The 19,034-nt window shown below is 32.8% G+C and carries 17 protein-coding genes; 1 reads left to right on the top strand and 16 read right to left on the bottom strand.

Annotated features, from left to right (window positions below; all coding sequences use genetic code 11):
* Window positions 1-156 precede the first annotated feature (156 nt).
* Window positions 157-1,287: a zinc-dependent alcohol dehydrogenase gene (locus tag H8923_RS12000; protein ID WP_153971894.1), complete on the top strand. Its 1,131-nt coding sequence runs from the start codon at window positions 157-159 to the stop codon at window positions 1,285-1,287.
* 80 nt (window positions 1,288-1,367) lie between these two features.
* Here H8923_RS12000 and gcvH read toward each other — a convergent pair whose 3' ends face one another.
* The 16 genes from gcvH to H8923_RS11920 all read right to left on the bottom strand — a co-directional run bounded on the left by gcvH (window position 1,368) and on the right by H8923_RS11920 (window position 18,986).
* Window positions 1,368-1,742, bottom strand: a complete 375-nt coding sequence (gene gcvH, locus H8923_RS11995; protein WP_153971895.1) for a glycine cleavage system protein GcvH — start codon at window positions 1,740-1,742, stop codon at window positions 1,368-1,370.
* 24 nt (window positions 1,743-1,766) lie between these two features.
* Window positions 1,767-3,896 carry an acetyl-CoA decarbonylase/synthase complex subunit alpha/beta gene (acsB, locus tag H8923_RS11990; protein WP_187127934.1) on the bottom strand — a complete coding sequence of 710 codons (2,130 nt, stop codon included), beginning with the start codon at window positions 3,894-3,896 and terminating at the stop codon, window positions 1,767-1,769.
* A gap of 66 nt (window positions 3,897-3,962) precedes the next feature.
* Entirely contained in the window at window positions 3,963-4,775 is an 813-nt protein-coding gene (gene acsE, locus H8923_RS11985) for a carbon monoxide dehydrogenase/acetyl-CoA synthase methytransferase subunit (RefSeq protein ID WP_153971897.1), read from the bottom strand.
* Between the two features lie 57 nt (window positions 4,776-4,832).
* Window positions 4,833-6,209: an acetyl-CoA decarbonylase/synthase complex subunit gamma gene (gene acsC / locus H8923_RS11980; protein ID WP_153971898.1), complete on the bottom strand. Its 1,377-nt coding sequence runs from the start codon at window positions 6,207-6,209 to the stop codon at window positions 4,833-4,835.
* 30 nt (window positions 6,210-6,239) lie between these two features.
* On the bottom strand, window positions 6,240-7,184 hold the full coding sequence (gene acsD / locus H8923_RS11975) for an acetyl-CoA decarbonylase/synthase complex subunit delta (RefSeq protein WP_153971899.1): 945 nt from the start codon (window positions 7,182-7,184) through the stop codon (window positions 6,240-6,242).
* Window positions 7,185-7,203: 19 nt separating this feature from the next.
* The gene (locus tag H8923_RS11970; protein ID WP_153971900.1) at window positions 7,204-7,974 is read right to left on the bottom strand and encodes an ATP-binding protein; all 771 of its coding nucleotides are present in this window, start codon (window positions 7,972-7,974) and stop codon (window positions 7,204-7,206) included.
* 73 nt (window positions 7,975-8,047) lie between these two features.
* Complete coding sequence (gene lpdA / locus H8923_RS11965) at window positions 8,048-9,445, bottom strand: dihydrolipoyl dehydrogenase (RefSeq protein WP_153971901.1); 1,398 nt, start codon at window positions 9,443-9,445, stop codon at window positions 8,048-8,050.
* Window positions 9,446-9,471: 26 nt separating this feature from the next.
* Window positions 9,472-10,353, bottom strand: a complete 882-nt coding sequence (locus H8923_RS11960) for a methylenetetrahydrofolate reductase (RefSeq protein ID WP_153971902.1) — start codon at window positions 10,351-10,353, stop codon at window positions 9,472-9,474.
* A gap of 34 nt (window positions 10,354-10,387) precedes the next feature.
* Window positions 10,388-11,068, bottom strand: a complete 681-nt coding sequence (locus H8923_RS11955) for a methylenetetrahydrofolate reductase C-terminal domain-containing protein (protein WP_153971903.1) — start codon at window positions 11,066-11,068, stop codon at window positions 10,388-10,390.
* A gap of 26 nt (window positions 11,069-11,094) precedes the next feature.
* On the bottom strand, window positions 11,095-11,970 hold the full coding sequence (locus H8923_RS11950) for a bifunctional 5,10-methylenetetrahydrofolate dehydrogenase/5,10-methenyltetrahydrofolate cyclohydrolase (protein ID WP_153971904.1): 876 nt from the start codon (window positions 11,968-11,970) through the stop codon (window positions 11,095-11,097).
* Between the two features lie 31 nt (window positions 11,971-12,001).
* A complete protein-coding gene (locus H8923_RS11945; protein ID WP_153971905.1) occupies window positions 12,002-12,634 on the bottom strand; it encodes a cyclodeaminase/cyclohydrolase family protein in 633 nt (210 codons plus the stop codon).
* Window positions 12,635-12,721: 87 nt separating this feature from the next.
* The gene (locus tag H8923_RS11940; protein WP_153971906.1) at window positions 12,722-14,398 is read right to left on the bottom strand and encodes a formate--tetrahydrofolate ligase; all 1,677 of its coding nucleotides are present in this window, start codon (window positions 14,396-14,398) and stop codon (window positions 12,722-12,724) included.
* 101 nt (window positions 14,399-14,499) lie between these two features.
* The gene (locus H8923_RS11935) at window positions 14,500-15,288 is read right to left on the bottom strand and encodes an ATP-binding protein (RefSeq protein WP_153971907.1); all 789 of its coding nucleotides are present in this window, start codon (window positions 15,286-15,288) and stop codon (window positions 14,500-14,502) included.
* 222 nt (window positions 15,289-15,510) lie between these two features.
* Window positions 15,511-17,427, bottom strand: a complete 1,917-nt coding sequence (gene cooS / locus H8923_RS11930; RefSeq protein WP_153971908.1) for an anaerobic carbon-monoxide dehydrogenase catalytic subunit — start codon at window positions 17,425-17,427, stop codon at window positions 15,511-15,513.
* A 357-nt stretch (window positions 17,428-17,784) separates the two neighbouring features.
* Window positions 17,785-18,693 carry a phosphate acyltransferase gene (locus H8923_RS11925; RefSeq protein ID WP_153971909.1) on the bottom strand — a complete coding sequence of 303 codons (909 nt, stop codon included), beginning with the start codon at window positions 18,691-18,693 and terminating at the stop codon, window positions 17,785-17,787.
* A 53-nt stretch (window positions 18,694-18,746) separates the two neighbouring features.
* A complete protein-coding gene (locus tag H8923_RS11920; protein WP_153971910.1) occupies window positions 18,747-18,986 on the bottom strand; it encodes a (2Fe-2S)-binding protein in 240 nt (79 codons plus the stop codon).
* Between the last annotated feature and the right edge of the window lie 48 nt (window positions 18,987-19,034).

Here is a 19,034-nt window from a genome sequence, read left to right as displayed (position 1 = left end):
TCTACCCCCCAATACAGTCTATAATATAATTTTAGCATAATTTCACATATAGTATGTTATAAATAATAAAGTCATATATGCATTTTTAAGAATATTTTACCTTAATTTAATAGAAACTAAACTCAAATAAATTTTACTTTGTAAGGAGGACACATTTTGAAAGCTATTGTCTATGAAGGAATAAAAAATGTAAATGTACGTGACGTAGAGGATCCTAAAATAGAAAAAAATGACGATATTATTGTTAAAGTAACATCTACTGCTATATGTGGTTCAGATCTTCATTTAATTCATGGTATGATACCAAATCTAAAGAAAAATTCAATTTTAGGTCATGAAACAATGGGTATAGTTGAAGAAGTTGGTAAAGATGTTGTTAAAGTAAAAAAAGGTGATCGAGTTATTGTTCCATTCCCTGTATCATGCGGGCATTGTTTTTATTGTGAACATGATTTATATAGTCAGTGCGATAATTCAAATAAATATGGTGAATGTGGTGGAATATTTGGATATAGTGATACATTTGGTGGATATGATGGTGGACAAGCAGAGTATTTAAGAGTTCCATATGCTAATGTAGGCCCTACAGTAATCCCCGAAGAATTATCTGATGATAAAGCACTCTTCCTTACAGATGTTTTACCAACATCTTATTGGGGGGTAGATAATGCAGGTGTTAAAAAAGGTGATATTGTAGTTGTTCTTGGTTGTGGTCCTATAGGTCTTTCTGCTATAAAATGGCTTATGTTAAAGAATGTAAAAAGAATTATTGCCGTAGATAGAGTTCAGTACAGACTCAATCATGCAGCTTCATATAAAGGTGTTGAAACTATTAATTTTGAAGATCACGATGATACAGGTGAATATATAAAAGAAATTACTAGTGGTGGAGCCGATGTTGTTTTAGATTGTGTAGGTATGGATGGTGTAATGTCAAACTTTGAAAAATTTGAAACTTTATTAAAACTACAAGGTGGATCGAAATCAGCAATTGAAATTTCTTCTAGAGCTATTCGAAAAGGTGGTACTGTTATGATGGTAGGTGTTTATGGAGCAAGATATAATCTATTTCCATTAGGCGACTTTTTTGCTAGAAATATAACAATAAAAATGGGCCAGTGTCCTGCTCAAGCTTACATTCCTAAAATTTTAGATATAATAAAAAAGGGTGAATATGATCCTACTGACATTATTACTCATAAACTATCTTTATCTGAAGGTAAACATGCTTATGATATATTTGATAGCAAATTAGATAATTGCATAAAGGTAGTATTAAAACCATAGATGTATCTGTTCATAATATCTGTAACTAATAAAAAAGTAGGAATCCGCTGCAGTCGGATTCCTACTTTCATTTAATAAAGTTACTCTACTGTACTTTCATAAACTTCAGAACTTAATAAATTATCTAATTCATCAGAATCAGAAAGTTTAACTTTTACAATCCAAGCATCATATGGATCTTCATTTATATATTCAGGTTCATCTTCTAATCTTTCATTTATCTCTACTACTTCACCCGATATAGGAGCTATTAAGTCTGATGCAACCTTAGAAGATTCTACCACACCAAAGTCTTCTCCTTGTGTTAGTTCATCTTCTATTTCTGGCATTTCAACAAATAAAACTTCTCCTAATTGATCTTGAGCAAAATCAGTTATTCCTATATATGCATAGTCACCTTCAATTTTTACCCAAGTGTGTTTATCACTGTATCTTAATTCTGGTATAACTTTCATTTTAATCCCCCTAGATAAGTAATATTACATTACAGCTTCCATTGATAATGCTGGATGACCTTTTTCTTCTAAGAAAGCAAGTACTCCTTCAGAATCATTAGCTATAGTTTCATCACAAACCATATCTACAAAGTTTTCTATACCTGTCATTTCTTTTACTGTAGCGTTTAATTTATCAGCAACATACTCTTTTAATTCTTTTGGCATCCATACAATTCTTTCTGGTCCACCTTCAGCATAAGCGAATTTTTTAGATGATATGAAATGTCTTCCGTGTCCCATAAATCCTGGAGTTTGAACACCTCCACCTGTCATAGAAGCAAGCTCTCCGAATGTCATACCAACTGGAGTAATTCCTGGGAACTCTCTGTTAACTATAACAAATCCATTAGCTTCTGGCATTATACCACATATACACTCAAAGCATCCGCAAGAAGTCATTGGATCTTCAAGTATAGAATATAATGTAACACTTTCAACAGCACCTTGAGATATTTGGCTAACTGTTTCATTTACAGAGTTCCATACCCCAGTTCTATCATCTAAACATTCACCTTTAACTATTGGTTGGCAAGGACCTGTTGGGTCTAGTTCTTTTGTAGCTTTAGCATCTAACCAGCTAACTGCTCCACAAAGTCCAAGTCTTTCAGGAGTAACAACACAAACATGAGCTGGTGCAAATGATTGACATAAGTTACAAGAATAGAATGTATCAACACTTTCATCTACTAATGAAGCTAATCTTTCATCTCTAGCATCATATCTAGAAGTAGCTTCAGATTTTCTAGCAGAAACTTGTTCTGGATCAGTTATTATAGTTATTTCACACTTATCAACAACTGTTTCAAACTCATCTCTCATCTTAGCATATAAAACTTCTCCTATATGTTCTAATCTAAATCCTTTTTCATAAGCATCTTTAGATATTCTTACCCAAGACATATCTCTTTGTCCAACGTGCATTACACCTTCTATATAGTTCATGAAATAGTGGAAACGTCTTTCAAGAACTGGTTCAAAGTCATCTTGCATTTGCTTACCAGCAATTTTAACTATTACAGCAAGAGGTAATCTTACTAATCCATTAACTGGTTCAACTTCATCTATATTTGGTCCTATTATTTCTATTTTATGGTCTTCAACCTCAGCAGCTTCTTTGTGTACAACAAGCTCCCAAGCTTCAGTTTTATTACCACCAAATTCAGCAAACATATCGCCTTTTCTTATTCTTTCACCTTCAAATGCAGCTGCAAATGCTACTGGTATAGGTATTTCAGTTATTTTTATTTTTATATTTCTAGCTTCTAATGAAGTAGCTACAAATTTATCATAATCTTTTTGAGTTAATAGGTTCATAGGAACTTCTAAAACAGTTTGATCAGTTATAACTGGGAATCCTAAAGCTATTGCTCCAGCTCCAGCAGATACAACTAGTTCACTAAGTGGTCCGAATGCATTAACAAATGCAGGAACCCTCTTAGATGTATATTCTAATAATCCTGGAAGATCTCCTGGAGTTAATCCTCCGAATATTAATGCTGCTCTTATTGCAACAGATACAACATGGATAACAGAAGTTACGTCATATCCTAAAGGTATAACCCTTAAGTCAACTCCCATTTTTACTCCAGCTTCTATAACTTGATCTATAACTTTACCAACTAAGAAAGTTAATAAACCTTTAGATTGATAATCTTTAACTATTTTTGCTGCAGTTTCTGCATCTGGGCATTCACCAAGTACAACTGCAACTCCTGGTATATCTCCTGTAACTAGTGGTACACCAAGAGATCTTATTATTGGGTCACTTACATGTCCTGCACATGGAGCAGCATAAGGCTCTTCCATAGTTGCATATTTTATAGCTTCTATAACTTCAGCAGCTAAAGCTGTAGCTAAGCCAGAATTTAAGGCATGTTCTAATAAATGAGTTCTATTTATTAAAGACTCAACAACAGTTAAAGCTCCTTCTAAATCTCCAAGAGTATTCATTTTTTGTCCTGTTGCTGCATATATGCAAGGTAATGAGTATGCAGTATCAGGGAATGATACTGGATGCTCTTTTCCATGTTGAGATATTGCATCAGCTAACATACCTTTAGCAGCACTTAAAGCTTGTTCTGAGCCTGTAAAAATTATATTATATAAATTCACTCTACTTCCCCCTTTAGGCCTCAGCTTACTTAGCTGAGGCTTATTATTTTATGATTAGTTTGTATATTATACGTTGTATTCAAATGCACCTTCATTTATTTCTAAGAAAGAATCTGCATATAAAGAAGCTCCATTTATTATGTCGCAAGATTTTATAGTTTGCATTAATAACTCATCACATGGGTTTACTATCGCAGAACTAAATCCGTTAGCCATAGCCATAGCTAAGAAATTACTATCTAGTATTGGTCTTATATGTTTAGGACATCCATTAGATACATTTGATAAACCTCCTGTTGTTGGAAGTCCCATTTCTGTCATCATTCTTATTGCTTCTAGAACTTCAAGCTGTTTTTCTTGCATTCCTTTTATAACTAAGCATAATGGGTCGAATAACATATCAGTTGGATCCATACCTAGCATTAAACCTTTTTCTAACATTTCTTGACAGTAAGCCATACGTTCATCATTGTCCTTTGGTATACCATCTTTAGAACATAATGCTATTACTTTAGCATCATATTCAGCTGCTAAGTCTATTAAATCTATTCTTCCACCTGCATCTGCAGAGTTTACTATTGGTTTAGCATGTTCTCTATTGTAAACTTTAAGACCTGCTTCTATAGCTTTTCTATTAGCAGTATCTAATGCTAATGGTACATTGTTAAGTTCAGATTGAAGCATTTGAACTCCCCAAGTCATTATTTCTTCTCCATCTCTTTCAGCTGGTCCTATATTGAAATCTATATAATGAGCACCTGCATCTAATTGAGCTTTAGCTCTTCTTAATATTGGCTCAGGATCTCTCTCTGCTAATGCTTTTCTTATTTCTGGTGATATACAATGTATTCTTTCACCTATTATCATAAATTTTTCCATGTATTAATTATCCCCCTTATGGATTAAATTAGTTTATTTTAAAATAATAATTTCATCTTAAGCATTTGCTAATTCTTCGTTCTTTTTAGCTTGATATTCTTTTAAGAATTTAGGTATTTCCATAGATTCTTCTGTACCTATTATTATGTTCCAATCTGGTAAGTTTTCTTCTAAGTCACCTTTTATAACAGCAACTTTACCAGGTATTATTAAATCTCTATTTTTAGTTTTTTCAGCTATTCCACATTCCTTAACGAATGCTGCTATTGAGTTACCACCAAACTTACCTGCAGCCCAAGATGTAAGAACTGAGTATCCACCTGCATCAGGTATTACTAACCAGCATGGTACTTTAGATCTTTCTATATCTCCAGATACTATGAAGTAAGTTAATGCAAAGTCAACAGTAACTAATACTGGTGAATTTTCATCTGGGTTATTTATTGGATATATTTTAGGTTCAACTCTCATTGGTCTTTGTGGGTCAGTGTAGATATTTTGTCTTAATGCGAATAATGGTAATGCTTTTGAGTAATTTATGTCATCTAAAACTATTATAGATCCATATTTTATTGTAAATACAGAAGATAAAGCTACTTCCATCATTGGGTTGTCATTAGATAATTTGTTTGCAAATACTATTGATGGGTATCCGAATGTTCTATCTTGTTCTTTTAATGATATTCTTCTAACTTGAACTGCATTAGTATAAGTGTCTTTTATATTTTCTCCAGTTACATCTAGTATTAATTCTTTATATCCAGCTGCTTGTATAGTTTCAACTGTAGAATATAATTCTTCTAAACTAGATGCTTTAACTCCAAGTGCTAAGTTAGCTCCTTTAACTACATCTATCATAGCACTGTAATTTTCTTTATTAGCTCCGTATACTATTGGGTTAGTTCCATCTAATAATGAAACAGCTTCTTTAGCTACTTCAGCATCTTCACAATCTATTATATAAGCTATTTTTAATTCACTAGATTTTAATTTATTAATTAATGATACATAAGCGTCTTTGTTTCCATTGTACTTAACTAATGCAAACTCAACCTTCATTTCTTCTCCTATTCTTATGTAATCAACTAACTTCATATTTGCTATTTTAGCATCTATTGCTTCTTCACTCATAGAGTCGCAGAATTGTACAGCAAATCTGTTTCTACTTACAAGAGTTTTTTCATGTCTGAATAATACAGTTTCTCCGCCTAATGTATATTCAGATTCTTTAGCACCTACTTTTAATGATTTCATTAATGGTGCAGTTGCCTCTGATAATTTTGCTATTGCATCATTTGACATATGTGGACATTTTTCAACTTCTACTGCCCCTGAAGCAACTTTCATAGAGAAAGCCATACAAGTTGGAAAACCACAGTCCTTACAGTTTTTCTTTGGTGTTAATTTAAATATATCTAATGCTTTTAATGCCATTTTTATATCCCCCTAACCTTACAATATAAATTAAGCTAATTCGCTAATTAAATTTTTTATAGTTTTTATTGATTCTGGATGACGAAGTATTACTGCATTTGATCCACCAACTAATACACTTGCTGCAGTTGAAACTTCCATAGCTATTGTTCTTTGTTCCGGGCAACCCCAAGTTGGTTCATCTTCAACAGAAGCTATAGCTTCTTTTACGTGACCTACTTCAAACCCTACTGGAGTTATTATTGGCATTTGTAATGATTTATCATTTTGACCAAATGCTGCAAGTCTTATTCTATCCATAGTAGATGCAACATACTCATATCCATAACCAACAGCTGAACATCCTATGTTCATAACTATATTTTCTGATTTAACACCTAATTGAGTTAATAATACGTTCATTTGTTTTGCTAAGTTTATATCAACTGAAGATTCAGCCCCTACCTTGTGGTTATATGCCATACCAGCTGAAGCACCTACTGTTTTGTAGTTGTCTTCTACTGCTGACATAAATAAGCAGTTATGACCATCTACTGCTTGAGCTAAAACTTCAAATAATTTTCCATCTTTTTCATGGTTACCTGTACCAGCTATAACTAAAGGTATATTTATTGCTTCAACAACAGCTTTAGCAACTTCAGCACATTCTTCTGGAGTTTTATCTAATCCATTTGGATCTGCTCCATCGAATTTTAAACATATAAAATCTGCTTCTGTATTTGCTTCAACATACTTAGCCCATTCAACAGGACAGTTAGCCACATCTTTATACATTTCTTTGTATGAATCTAACCAGCTATCTGGATATATATCTGATATTTGTATTCCAACAACTGGAGAGTTTCCAGTTTCTCCATCAAATCCATAAAATGGTAGAACATTTTCTCCACCTAATTTTATTGCTTTATCTCCTGTTCCTATCTCCACTTCTGATATTTTACCAGAATACTTTTGAACAGACATTTTAAATGCCATAATCTTTTCCCCCTTAAGCCTATTTTAATTCTAATTTAGCTATTATATTTTTAATAGCTTGTTTAGCTTGTGAATCTTCAGGTAACTCTACTAATGGTTTACCTGTAGAATCATATTCATATATTAATTCATCTAAAGGTACTACTCCAATAAGATCTAGCTTATATTTTTCAATTTCTTCTTTTACTCCTTCATGTAAGATTCCATCTGGAACTTTATTTACTATAAGTTTTACCTCTCCTACACTTAGGTTTAATTCTTTAGCTAAATCTCTTATTCTAGCAACTGCTTGTATGCTACGTCTTGAGCAATCACTTACTAAAAGTAGAGTATCTACATGTCTAGTAGTTTTTCTGCTTAAGTGTTCCATACCAGCTTCATTGTCTATGACTACATAATTATAATGGTTTGAAATTTTTTGAACTTGTTCTCTTAGGATACCATTGACAAAACAATAACAACCTTCTCCTTCAGAACGCCCCATTACAAGTAGATCATAGCCTTCTCCTTCTTCAATTATAGAGTTTAATCTATATTGTAAGAATTGTGCTTTTGTCATACCTCCAGGGAATGAATTACCTAATTTTTCTCTTTGATTTACTTCTTCTCTGATTTGACCAATTGATGCTTCTACGTCTATGCCTAATACTTCATTTATATTGGCATTAGCGTCTGCGTCTACGACTAATACTGGTGACTTTTTATCTTGTATTAAAGAATTAACTAAAAGCCCTGTAAGACTTGTTTTCCCAGTTCCACCTTTTCCTGCTACAGCTATATTATATCCCATATTAAGACTTCCCCCTTGTCCTTGTCAAAACAGAGCTTTAAGTTAAACTATAGTCTAATTACTCTGTTTTGCTTTATGCTTTAACTAATTTTGGAGCAGCATGAACACATTCTCCATGTACATCATGAAGAGCTTCCATCAATCCTTCAGATAAACTTGGATGTGCATGTATTATATCTCCTACTTGTTCTACTGTTAGGCCTAGGCCAACTGCTAAAGATAGTTCAGTTAATAAATCTGTAGCATGAGGTCCTACTATTGAAGCTCCAATAATTTTATCATTATTATCTGCAAGAACTTTTATAAATCCTTGGATATGGCCTATAGCCTGAGCTTTTCCTAATGCTCTAAAATCAAACTGACCTACATTATATTCTTCACCTGCAGCTTGTAGTTGTTTCTCAGTTTTTCCAACACCAGCAACTTCTGGTTCAGTATATACACATCTTGGTACTGCTGAATAATTTACTTTTTTATTTCCACCTAATGCATTTACCGCTGCTACTTCTCCTTCTTTTGAAGCGACATGTGCAAGCATAGCAGTATCAATTATATCCCCTATAGCATATATACCTTCTACATTAGTTTCTAAGTATTCGTTAACTTTTACTTTTCCTCTTCCAACTAGCTCTATTCCTATTTCTTCTATTCCTGAGTTAGCAAGATTTGGTTTTCTACCAACTGCAACTAAACAAGTATCTGCAGTCACTGACTTCCCATTTGACAGTGTTGCTACAACTTTATTATCTACTATTTCACAAGTTTGTACCCCTACACCTGCTAACACTTTAATTTTATCCTTTTTAAACTGTCTCTGCAACTGTTTAGCCACATCTTTATCTTCATTTCCTAAAATATGTTCAGCCATCTCTACAATAGTAACTTGCGTACCTAAATTTTGGAAAAATTGACCTATTTCAGATCCTATAACTCCTCCTCCAACTATTAACATAGATTGCGGAAGTTCTTCTAACCCTAGAACTTCATCACTAGTTATTACAAGCTTACCATCGTATGGGAACATAGATGGTACTACAGGAACTGAACCATTTGCTAATATTATTTTATCTGCATTAACTATCTCTTTTGATCCATCTTCCTTTGTAACTTCTATAGTATTCTTATCTACCAATTTTCCAAATCCATTAATAAGTTTAATGTCTCTCTTATTAAATAAAAATTCTATACCTGCTATAAGTTGATCTACAATTTTATTTTTTCTATCCATTATAGCTGAAAAATTTGGTTTTATATCACCATCTATATCTATTCCAAAGCTTTTTGCTTCTTTTACATTCATTAACATTGAAGAAGATGCAAGTAATGCTTTAGTTGGTATACATCCTACATTTAGGCAAGTCCCTCCAACTCTCTTCTTTTCTATAACTACAACTTCATCAGCACCATGCATAGCCGCTTTTATAGCCGCTACGTATCCTCCTGGGCCTCCACCGATAACTGCTATTTTCATTGAATTGCCCCCTATCCTAATTAATTTTATAGACCTGCAGCGTCTAATATTAGAGGAACATTTTCTTCTGCTCCTATAGCCATTATGTGTACACCGTCGCATAAGTTTTCTTCTTTTATCTGTCTTATAAATTCTCCAGCCATCTTTATTCCTTCTTGAACATAGTTACCTTTTCCAGCTGCTTTTAATCTTTCTATTTGATCATCTGGAACGAATATACCTGGAACATTAGCTGTCATGAATTTAGCCATACCTGGTGACTTTAATGGAACTATACCAGCTAGAATTTTACAATCCATATCTTTTGTAAGTTCTCTGAACTTTCTTAAATGATCTATATCATAAACCGCTTGAGTTTGGAAGAATCTAGCTCCAGCATTTATTTTCTTTTGCATTTTTAATAATTGTACTTCTATTGGAGCATATTCTGGTGTTACAGATGCACCTAAATAAAAGTTTGTTTTACCTTGTAATTCTAAACCAACACTATCAACACCACTATTTAATTGAGTAGCTGTACTAAGTATACTTACAGAGTCTAAATCAAATACTCCCTTAGCTTGTGGGTGATCTCCAACACATGTATGATCTCCTGTTAAAGCTAATAGATTATCTATTCCAAATACACCTGCAGAAAGCATTTCACCTTCTATAGCTATTCTATTTCTATCTCTTCCAGTCATTTGTATTACTGGTTCAAGACCTATATCTTTTAACATTTTACATGTAGCAAGAGATGTTGCTCTCATAACTGCTGATTGGAAATCAGTTACATTTGTAGCATGAACTCTACCTACACACTTTTTTGCACATTCTAAAAGGTGAGAAAGATCTGTACCTTTTGGAGGTGCCATTTCAGCAGTTATTGCAAATTCGCCTCTTTCTAATGTTTCTTGTAATAAGCTCATTTATAAAATCCCCCTTTTTAACCTTTAAAAGTTATTAAGCTTCTGCATTTGCAGCTTCTTGTGCTTTTTTCTTTAGATCTAAACTTCTTGGATTATTTTGTTTTGAGTAATCTTTTGGCGGTCTTACTGCTGTTAAATTATCTAATTGGTCTATCTCTTTAAGTCTTTCATATATTTTAATCCATGCACAATCATTTTCATGGCTTATTTCACATTTTCCATCTTTAGCTCCACCACAAGCTCCATTTATTAAGCCTTTAGCACACATAGTTACTGGGCATATTCCACCAGTCCATCCAAGTTCACATTCTCCACAGGCTTTACAAGCTTCTTCAAATTGACCAACTCTTTCAACTTCTCCTATAAATAATGTGTTGTTAGCTGGATAAACAGGCATGCTCTTAGTGTTTTTAACTATAGTTTGTGTCCCATCACCACAAGCTAAAGATAATATAGCATCAGCTTCTTTTAACTCTTCTTTTACAGCTTTTAAATCTTTTTTACATTGTAAAAGGTTACAACAAGGATCTATAACTTTACATCCTAATACTGTTTTTCCGTTAGCTTCTAATTCTTCTTTCATAGCTTGTAATTCTGGCTCTCCTCCAGTTTTACAAGTTGCAGCACATTGATTACAACCAACTAAAACTACTTTTTCTGAACCTTCTAAAAATCCTAATATTTCTTGTATTGGTTTTTTATCAGAAATTACCATACCCTTATTCCCCCCTAAAAGTATCTCTATTTGTTATTTTGTAACTTACAAGCTTTTATTACATGTTTTGCAAGTACAGATGTAGTTACAGAGCCTACTCCTGCAGGAACTGGTGTTATCATAGATGCTTTCTCAACTACTGCATCTGTATCTACGTCACCGCAAATTCCGCCACCTTCTGGTTTAGCATTTATACCAACATCTATTACAACTGCACCTTCTTTTATGTATTCAGGTGTTACCATCCTAGCTCTTCCAACAGCAGCAACTAATATATCAGCTTTTGAAGTTACTTCTGCTAAATTTTTAGTTCTAGAATGACATATATTAACTGTAGCATTTTCTCCTAATAAAAGCATTGATACTGGCTTTCCAACTACCATAGATCTACCAAGTACTGCTACATTTGCTCCATTTAAATCAACATTATAATGTTTTAATATTTCAACAACCGCAGTTGGAGTACATGGTGGGAATCCTGTTTTATCACCTTCCATTACTTTAGCAGTATTTAATGGGTTAAAGCAGTCAACATCTTTTTCTGGTGCTATAACGTGCTTTATTACTTCTTCGTCTATACCTTTTGGTAATGGTCTAAATGTTAATATACCATTTACTTTTGGGTCATCATTTAGTTTTTGTAACGCTTCTATATATTGTTCTTGAGTTACATCTTCGTCTAAAACAGTTACCTCAGTTTCAATACCTATAGTTTCACATTTTTTAAGAGCTCCTCTTTCATAAGCTAAGTCATTAGCTTTTTCTCCAACTCTTAATATAGATAACTTAGGTATTATACCCTCTTTGCTTAACTCATTAACTTCTTTTATTAAGTTTTCGCTCATTTCATCTGCAACTGGTTTACCCTTAATTATTTGACCTTTAGCTACTGATACTTCCATTTACAAGATCCCCCTTAAATATTAATTTAATCTATTTCCCTAAAGCAATTTCAACTTTCTTGAAAACTTCGTCACAAATTTTGACTCCGCCTTGTACAAGTTCTTTCATTTCTGCATTAACTTTATCTACATAATCTTGATCTTTTATAGAGTTAACGTTAATAACAACATTTAATTCTGCTCCAAGTATTGCAGCTCTTAAGCATTGTACTCCTACCCCTACATCACTTATCGCAAGTCTTGAACCTTTATCTACTAGTTCCTCATGTAACTTTATAGCCTTATAACATGCTCTTACTATATTTATAGGAACTTCACATGCAACTTTTAGTGCTTTTTGCATAGTTTCTTCTTTTATTTTCTTTTCTTCTTCAGTTGAAGTTGGAAGTCCATATGCTTGAGAAAGTGGGTAGAATCCTTCAGCATCTTTATCAATCATAACAAGTAAATCTTTTTCTAATTCACTTGCTTGAACTAAAATCTCTTTAACACTTTCTTCGTATTCTGCATACTTCTTTTTACCTATAGTTAAGTTACATACCATACTACCTAAAGCCATACCTATAGCTCCTACTAAAGCTGCTGCTCCTCCACCTCCTGGAACTGGTGCTTTAGATGCAAGCACATCTACAAATTCTACACAAGTTTTTTCTGATATATTCATCATTTTTCCCCCTAATTCTACAAAAGGTCTCTATTCGAATTAAGGTAGTACGATATCGCACTACCTTAACTTGTTTTCTTATCAATACTAGAATAGACCTGATATTACTCCATTTTCATCAACATCTATTCTTTCTGCTGCTGGGACTTTAGGAAGTCCTGGCATTTTCATTATTGCTCCAGTAAGTGCAACTATAAATCCAGCTCCAGCTGAAACTGTTAATTGTCTTACTGTTATTCTGAATCCTGTTGGTCTACCTAATTTAGTTTGATCATCAGTTAAAGAATATTGAGTTTTTGCCATACATATAGGCATCTTACCAAATCCTAAACTTTCTAATCTTTCTAATTCTTTTTGAGCCTGTGGAGTAAAGTCTACACCATCAGCTCCATATATTTTAGTAGCTATTGCATTTATTTTTTCTGCTATGCTTAAGTCATCTTCATAACAGAATTGGAAGTCATTTTCTTGGCTAGTTAACCTAACTATTTCTTCAGCTAACTCAATTCCACCTTCTCCACCTTTTGCCCACACTTGAGATAAGGCAACATTAACACCTAATTCTTTACACTTTTCTCTTACTAAATTAACTTCTGCTTCAGTATCAGTTGGGAATTCATTTATAGCAACAACTGCAGGTAATTTGTATACCTGAGTTATATTTTCAACATGTTTTAATAAGTTTGGAAGACCTGCTTCTAATGCTTCTAAATTTTCATTATTCAATTGGTCTTTTGGTACTCCACCGTTATATTTTAATGCTCTTACTGTAGCAACTATTATAACTGCATCTGGTTTCAAATCAGCCATTCTACATTTTATGTCTAAGAACTTTTCTGCACCTAAGTCAGCACCAAATCCACCTTCAGTTACTACATAGTCTGCAAAATGCATAGCCATTCTAGTAGCTATTACAGAGTTGCACCCATGAGCTATGTTTGCAAATGGACCACCATGAACAAATGCAGGTGTTCCTTCTAAAGTTTGAACTAAGTTTGGTTTTAAAGCATCTTTTAATAAAGCTGCCATAGCACCATTAGCTTTTAATTGTTCTGCAGTTACAGGTTCCCCTTGGAAGTTATATCCAACTATGATTCTTCCTAATCTAGCTTTTAAGTCAACTATGTCACTTGCTAAACAGAAAGCAGCCATTACTTCTGATGCAACAGTTATATCAAATCCATCTTCTCTTGCAACTCCGTCAGCTCTAGCACCTAAACCATCGACAACATTTCTTAATTGTCTATCGTTCATGTCAACACATCTTCTCCAAGTTATACTTCTAGCATCTATTCCTAATTGGTTACCTTGATGAATATGGTTATCTAACATTGCAGCTAATAAGTTGTTTGCAGCACCTATAGCATGGAAATCTCCAGTAAAGTGTAAATTTATATCTTCCATTGGAACAACTTGAGCATATCCTCCACCAGCTGCTCCACCTTTTACACCAAATACTGGCCCTAAAGAAGGTTCTCTTAATGCAACTAGCACATTCTTACCTAATTTAGCTAAACCATCTGCAACACCTATTGTAGTAGTAGTTTTTCCTTCTCCTGCAGGAGTTGGATTTATAGCTGTAGTTAATATTAACTTAGCTTTTTTTCCACCATTATCTTTTTTAAGAAGATTATAGTCTACCTTAGCTTTATACTTGCCATATAACTCAATATCATCCTCTGTAAGTCCTAATTTCTTTGCAATATCTCTAATATCTTGAGGTTGTGCTTCTTGTGCAATTTCAATATCAGATTTGAATCCCATAATTGAATCCTCCCCACAATTTTTTAATTTTTATAACACTAACTATATGTAAGTGCTGTTAAAACTAATCTCTAAGAATTTTCTTAAAGATAGCTTCAATCTTATTTATTTTTATTTTCTTTTATTTGAAGTAATCTATCTTTTATAACCTTAATTTCATCTTTAGTTTGTGTGCTCACATCATACGGAGACTGATTTGATCTATCAGAATTTATAACGTCTTGATTGTAGTATATAAATCCTAAGGCTTCTCCATCTTCTAAATTACTTTTTATAAAATCTTCATCATCTTTATTTCTTATTTTATTTCCGACAACGAAGACTTGCTTAACACCTATATCACTTCCAAGTTTTTTTACTTTTCTATATGTTTGTAAACTTCTTTCCCCTGGCTCTACTACTACTATAAATGCATCTACACCTTGAGCAGTTCCTCTTCCTAAATGCTCAATTCCAGCCTCCATATCCATAACTACTACATCTTTATTTTGCAATATTAAATGGCTACAAAGTCTTTTTAGTAATACGTGTTCAGGACAAACACATCCAGAACCACCTGAGTCAACAGTTCCTAATGTAAGTAATCTTACTCCATTGTACTCCTGACAATGCTGTTCTGGTATATCATCTACTTTAGGATTTAATTTAAACATTTTATTAAATGTTCCTGTTTCTGCTGCTGTTCTATCAGAAACTAATTTCTTCATCTCTGATATTGGTACTATAGAATCATAAACTTCCCTTGGAAACCCTAGTGCTAATGCTAAATTTGCATCTGGATCAGCATCCACAGCAACAACCCTATATCCATCTTCAGCAAACATTCTCGAAAGCATTGAAGAGAAAGTTGTTTTACCTACTCCGCCTTTACCTGTTACTGCTATTTTCATATTCTACCACCTTCTGTATATATACTTTATAGATCTAATAATTTTATATTTATCTATTTTAAAATTTCTATAAGTAAGACATTAAAGTTAATGCCCTACTTATATTTTTGCATTAAAAATAATCTACAGCCAAGCTTTTCTATAAACTTATATACAATACTAACTTTTCAAAGTAGTATGCTTAGATTTAAATCAACTCAACTATTAAGTTTATAATTACTGTTATGCTTCAGCTGGTTGTAACATTTTTTCTTCTACTAAAGCTTCGAAGTGAACACGTTTCTTTTCTATTCCTTCGATTATCTTATGAGCTAATTTAACTGGATCTTCTTCAACTATAAACTTAGCTCCTACCATATCTTCCATTTCTTTAGTTAATATTTCTACTGCTCTTTCAGATCCACCTACTGGAGGCATTATTCCTAAGTATACGTCTATACCAGTTGCTACAACATAAGTTCCTATTGCAACTGCTTTTTCTGACATCCACTCTGGAGCTACTCCAGCTACTGGAAGATCAGATGAGTCCATACCTAAATACTTAGCTGTCTCTCCAACAACTTCAAGTATACGGCTACAGTCAACACAAGAACCTAAATGTAGTACTGGAGGTATATCAACTAGTTCACATACAGTAGCTAAACCTTTTCCTGCATATTTTTTTGCATCTTTGTTTAATAATCCAAACTTACCTGCTGCTGATGCACCACAACCTGTAGTAACAACTATTATGTCATTTTTTATTAATTCTTTCATAACTGTTGTATGAGCTAAGTTAGAAACACCTTTTGCATTGTTACATCCAACAACACCTACTGCTCCTCTTAAAACTCCTGATTTTAAACAGTCTGCAAGTGGTTTCACAGTTCCTGCTGGGTCTATTTGAGAGTTTACAACTCTATCTAATTGTCCTACTATAGCCTCTGTACTATATCCTACAGTTGAGCTTGCTTTATGTTCTGGGATTAATACTTTTGATTTATCTCTATTTGGGAAGTTTAATACAGCTGATCTAACAATATCTTTTGCTATATTAAACGCATCTTCTTCTTTGAATTCCATGTATGTAGATCCTGCTATCTTTGCTTTTGGAGATGTTGTTATGAATTTTGTGTGATAACAGTCTGCAACTCTTGGTAATGCAGGGAATATACATTGAACATCAACTATCATAGCTTCTACAGCTCCTGTAACTAAAGCTAATTCTTGTTGATGGAAATCTCCTGCTGTTCTAACACCGTGTCTCATTATAACTTCGTTACCTGTACAGCACATTCCTGCTAAATTTATTCCATCAGCTCCAACAGATTTTGCTAATTCAACTAATTCTGGATCTTCTGATGCTAAAACTATCATTTCTGATAATGAAGGTTCATGACCATGTAATATTATATTTACTTTGTTTTCTTCTAAAACACCTAAGTTTGCTTCTGAATTTCTAACAGTTGGAGTTCCAAATAATATATCACTAAATATTGTACCTATCATTGAACCAACCCAACCATCTGCTAATGCCGTTCTCATTGACATTTGCATTAAACTATCTATGTCTCCTGTACATCCTATATGAGTAGAGTGCATTATTGTAGCTATTTCTCTATCTATAGCTCTTGGTTCTATACCAAGCTTATTCCATAATTCTTGTCTTTGTTTTGGAGCTCTTTTTAATAATCTTGCTACTCCATGTGGTTTACCGAATTCCATTAAAGCTACATCTGCAACTTCATGAGCTATGTCGTATATATCTCTACCTTCAGTTTCTACATCCCATTCTTTTGCTAAATTTATTAATTTAACTTCATCTTTAATAGTGTAGTTTCCGTCTCTAGAACTTAGAGCCATTGTATGAGCTATATCTCTAGCATGATCAGAGTGAGCTGCAGTACCAGCTGCTACCATTCTAGCAAAGTTTCTACCAACTATTGTATGCTCATCTGCTCCACATATTCCTCTAGGAGTTTTTGGAGTTATTCTACAAGGTCCCATACCACAGTTTCTACAGCAAATACCTTTTAAACCAAATCCACATTGATTTTTAAAGCCTTGCGCCCTGTCATACATTGTTTCAACGCCTTCTTTTTCGGCCTTGTCTAATAATATTTGACTGTTCAAGTCAATAGTCATTGCTTTTTTATCCATATCTCTATCCCCTTTTTTGATTTTAATTTTAAAATCCCCTAGGTGATAAACTCAGCATGTCTTAAATAAAAACCCTAATTTGATTATATACTAATTTATGTTTTCTTGGGTGAAAATTTAAATATTTTTTTAACAATTTTTTCCTTTAAGCAACAAAATTTCTTTTTTTTCTACATTCCTTAATTTTACTATTTTTCTTTTTAGTTTGGATTATTTTTAGCTATATTTATTAGGTTTGTTTCTTATATATTAATGAATTGTTTAATATTTTTAGATATTTCTGGGTAAGTACTTTGATTTTATTTCAATAAAATTATAACTTATATATTATTAAATGTATACAATATAAAAATATTTTTATATATTTTTAGATATTAAAGCTCCGTATATTATCGAATATAACTTTGACTCAGATGAATCAGCTCTTGAAGTTAATACTATAGGTACACTGGCTCCCATTATAACACCAGCTGATTTTGACTTAGTCATATAAGTAAGTGATTTTCCAAGAGCATTCCCAACCTCTATTGTTGGTGTGATTATAATATCAACATCTCCTGATACTATGCTCTTAAGTCCTTTCACTTCACTTGCATGACTAGATACCGCTAAATCAAATGCTAAAGGACCTTCTACAATTACATTTTTTCCAAATAAACCATTTTCACAAGCTTCTTGCAATTTATGCGCATCTATTGTTGCCTGCATTTTAGGATTTATTTTTTCTACTGCTGCGATACATGCAACCTTTATTTCCTCTATACCTAAGGATTTAGCAGCAAGTATAGCATTTTTTATTATGCCTTCTTTTTGTTCATAATTAGGTGATATATTCATTCCTCCATCTGAAATAAGAAGTAACTTATGATAACTTTCAACTTCATGAATCATTACATGACTTAGTAGTCCTTCTTTTTTTAACCCATATTCTTTATTTAAAACGGCTTTTAGTAATATCGAAGTATCTAGCAAGCCTTTCATTATAAAGTCAGCTTTATTATCATGAACTAATCTTACTGCTATTTCAGCACACTTTACAATATCATCCTCTTGTATTAATTCTATATTCTCTAAGTCTAAATTAATAGACTTTGAAATAGATTTTATCTTGTCAATATTTCCAACTAATATAGGTTGAATTACGCCTCTATTCACAGCTTCTTTTATTGATATTAAAACTTCTTCATTATGAGCTGCTGCTACAGATAAAATTGCTCTTTCTCCTAACTTTAAATGTTTTTCCATTTCATCTAATTTCTTTATCAAATCACCACCCCTATATAATATTAGCACTAAATTTTATATCTGTATTATGTTATTTATATATTTTTATTTCTATTTTTAATAGCATTGTATGCCACTCTTTCAACTCCTGCGTTACACCTTCCACAACCCATTCCAGCCTTTGTATTATTTCTTATGTCTCTTATAGATTCACAACCTTGATTCACTTCTTTTGCTATATCGTTACTACTTATATTAAAGCAATAGCATATCGTTTCATTCTTATCTTCCTTTTTCTTAAAATAAAGTTTTAAATTATCAAGAATTTTTCTCATAATATTGCTCCTTTAAATATTTTTATAATTTACTTATACCCAAAACAA

The organism is Romboutsia faecis (genome assembly GCF_014323405.1).
GTDB lineage: Bacteria > Bacillota > Clostridia > Peptostreptococcales > Peptostreptococcaceae > Romboutsia_E > Romboutsia_E faecis.
Note: the sequence above shows the minus strand (reverse complement) of the source record. Positions and strands in the feature narration are given on the sequence as shown.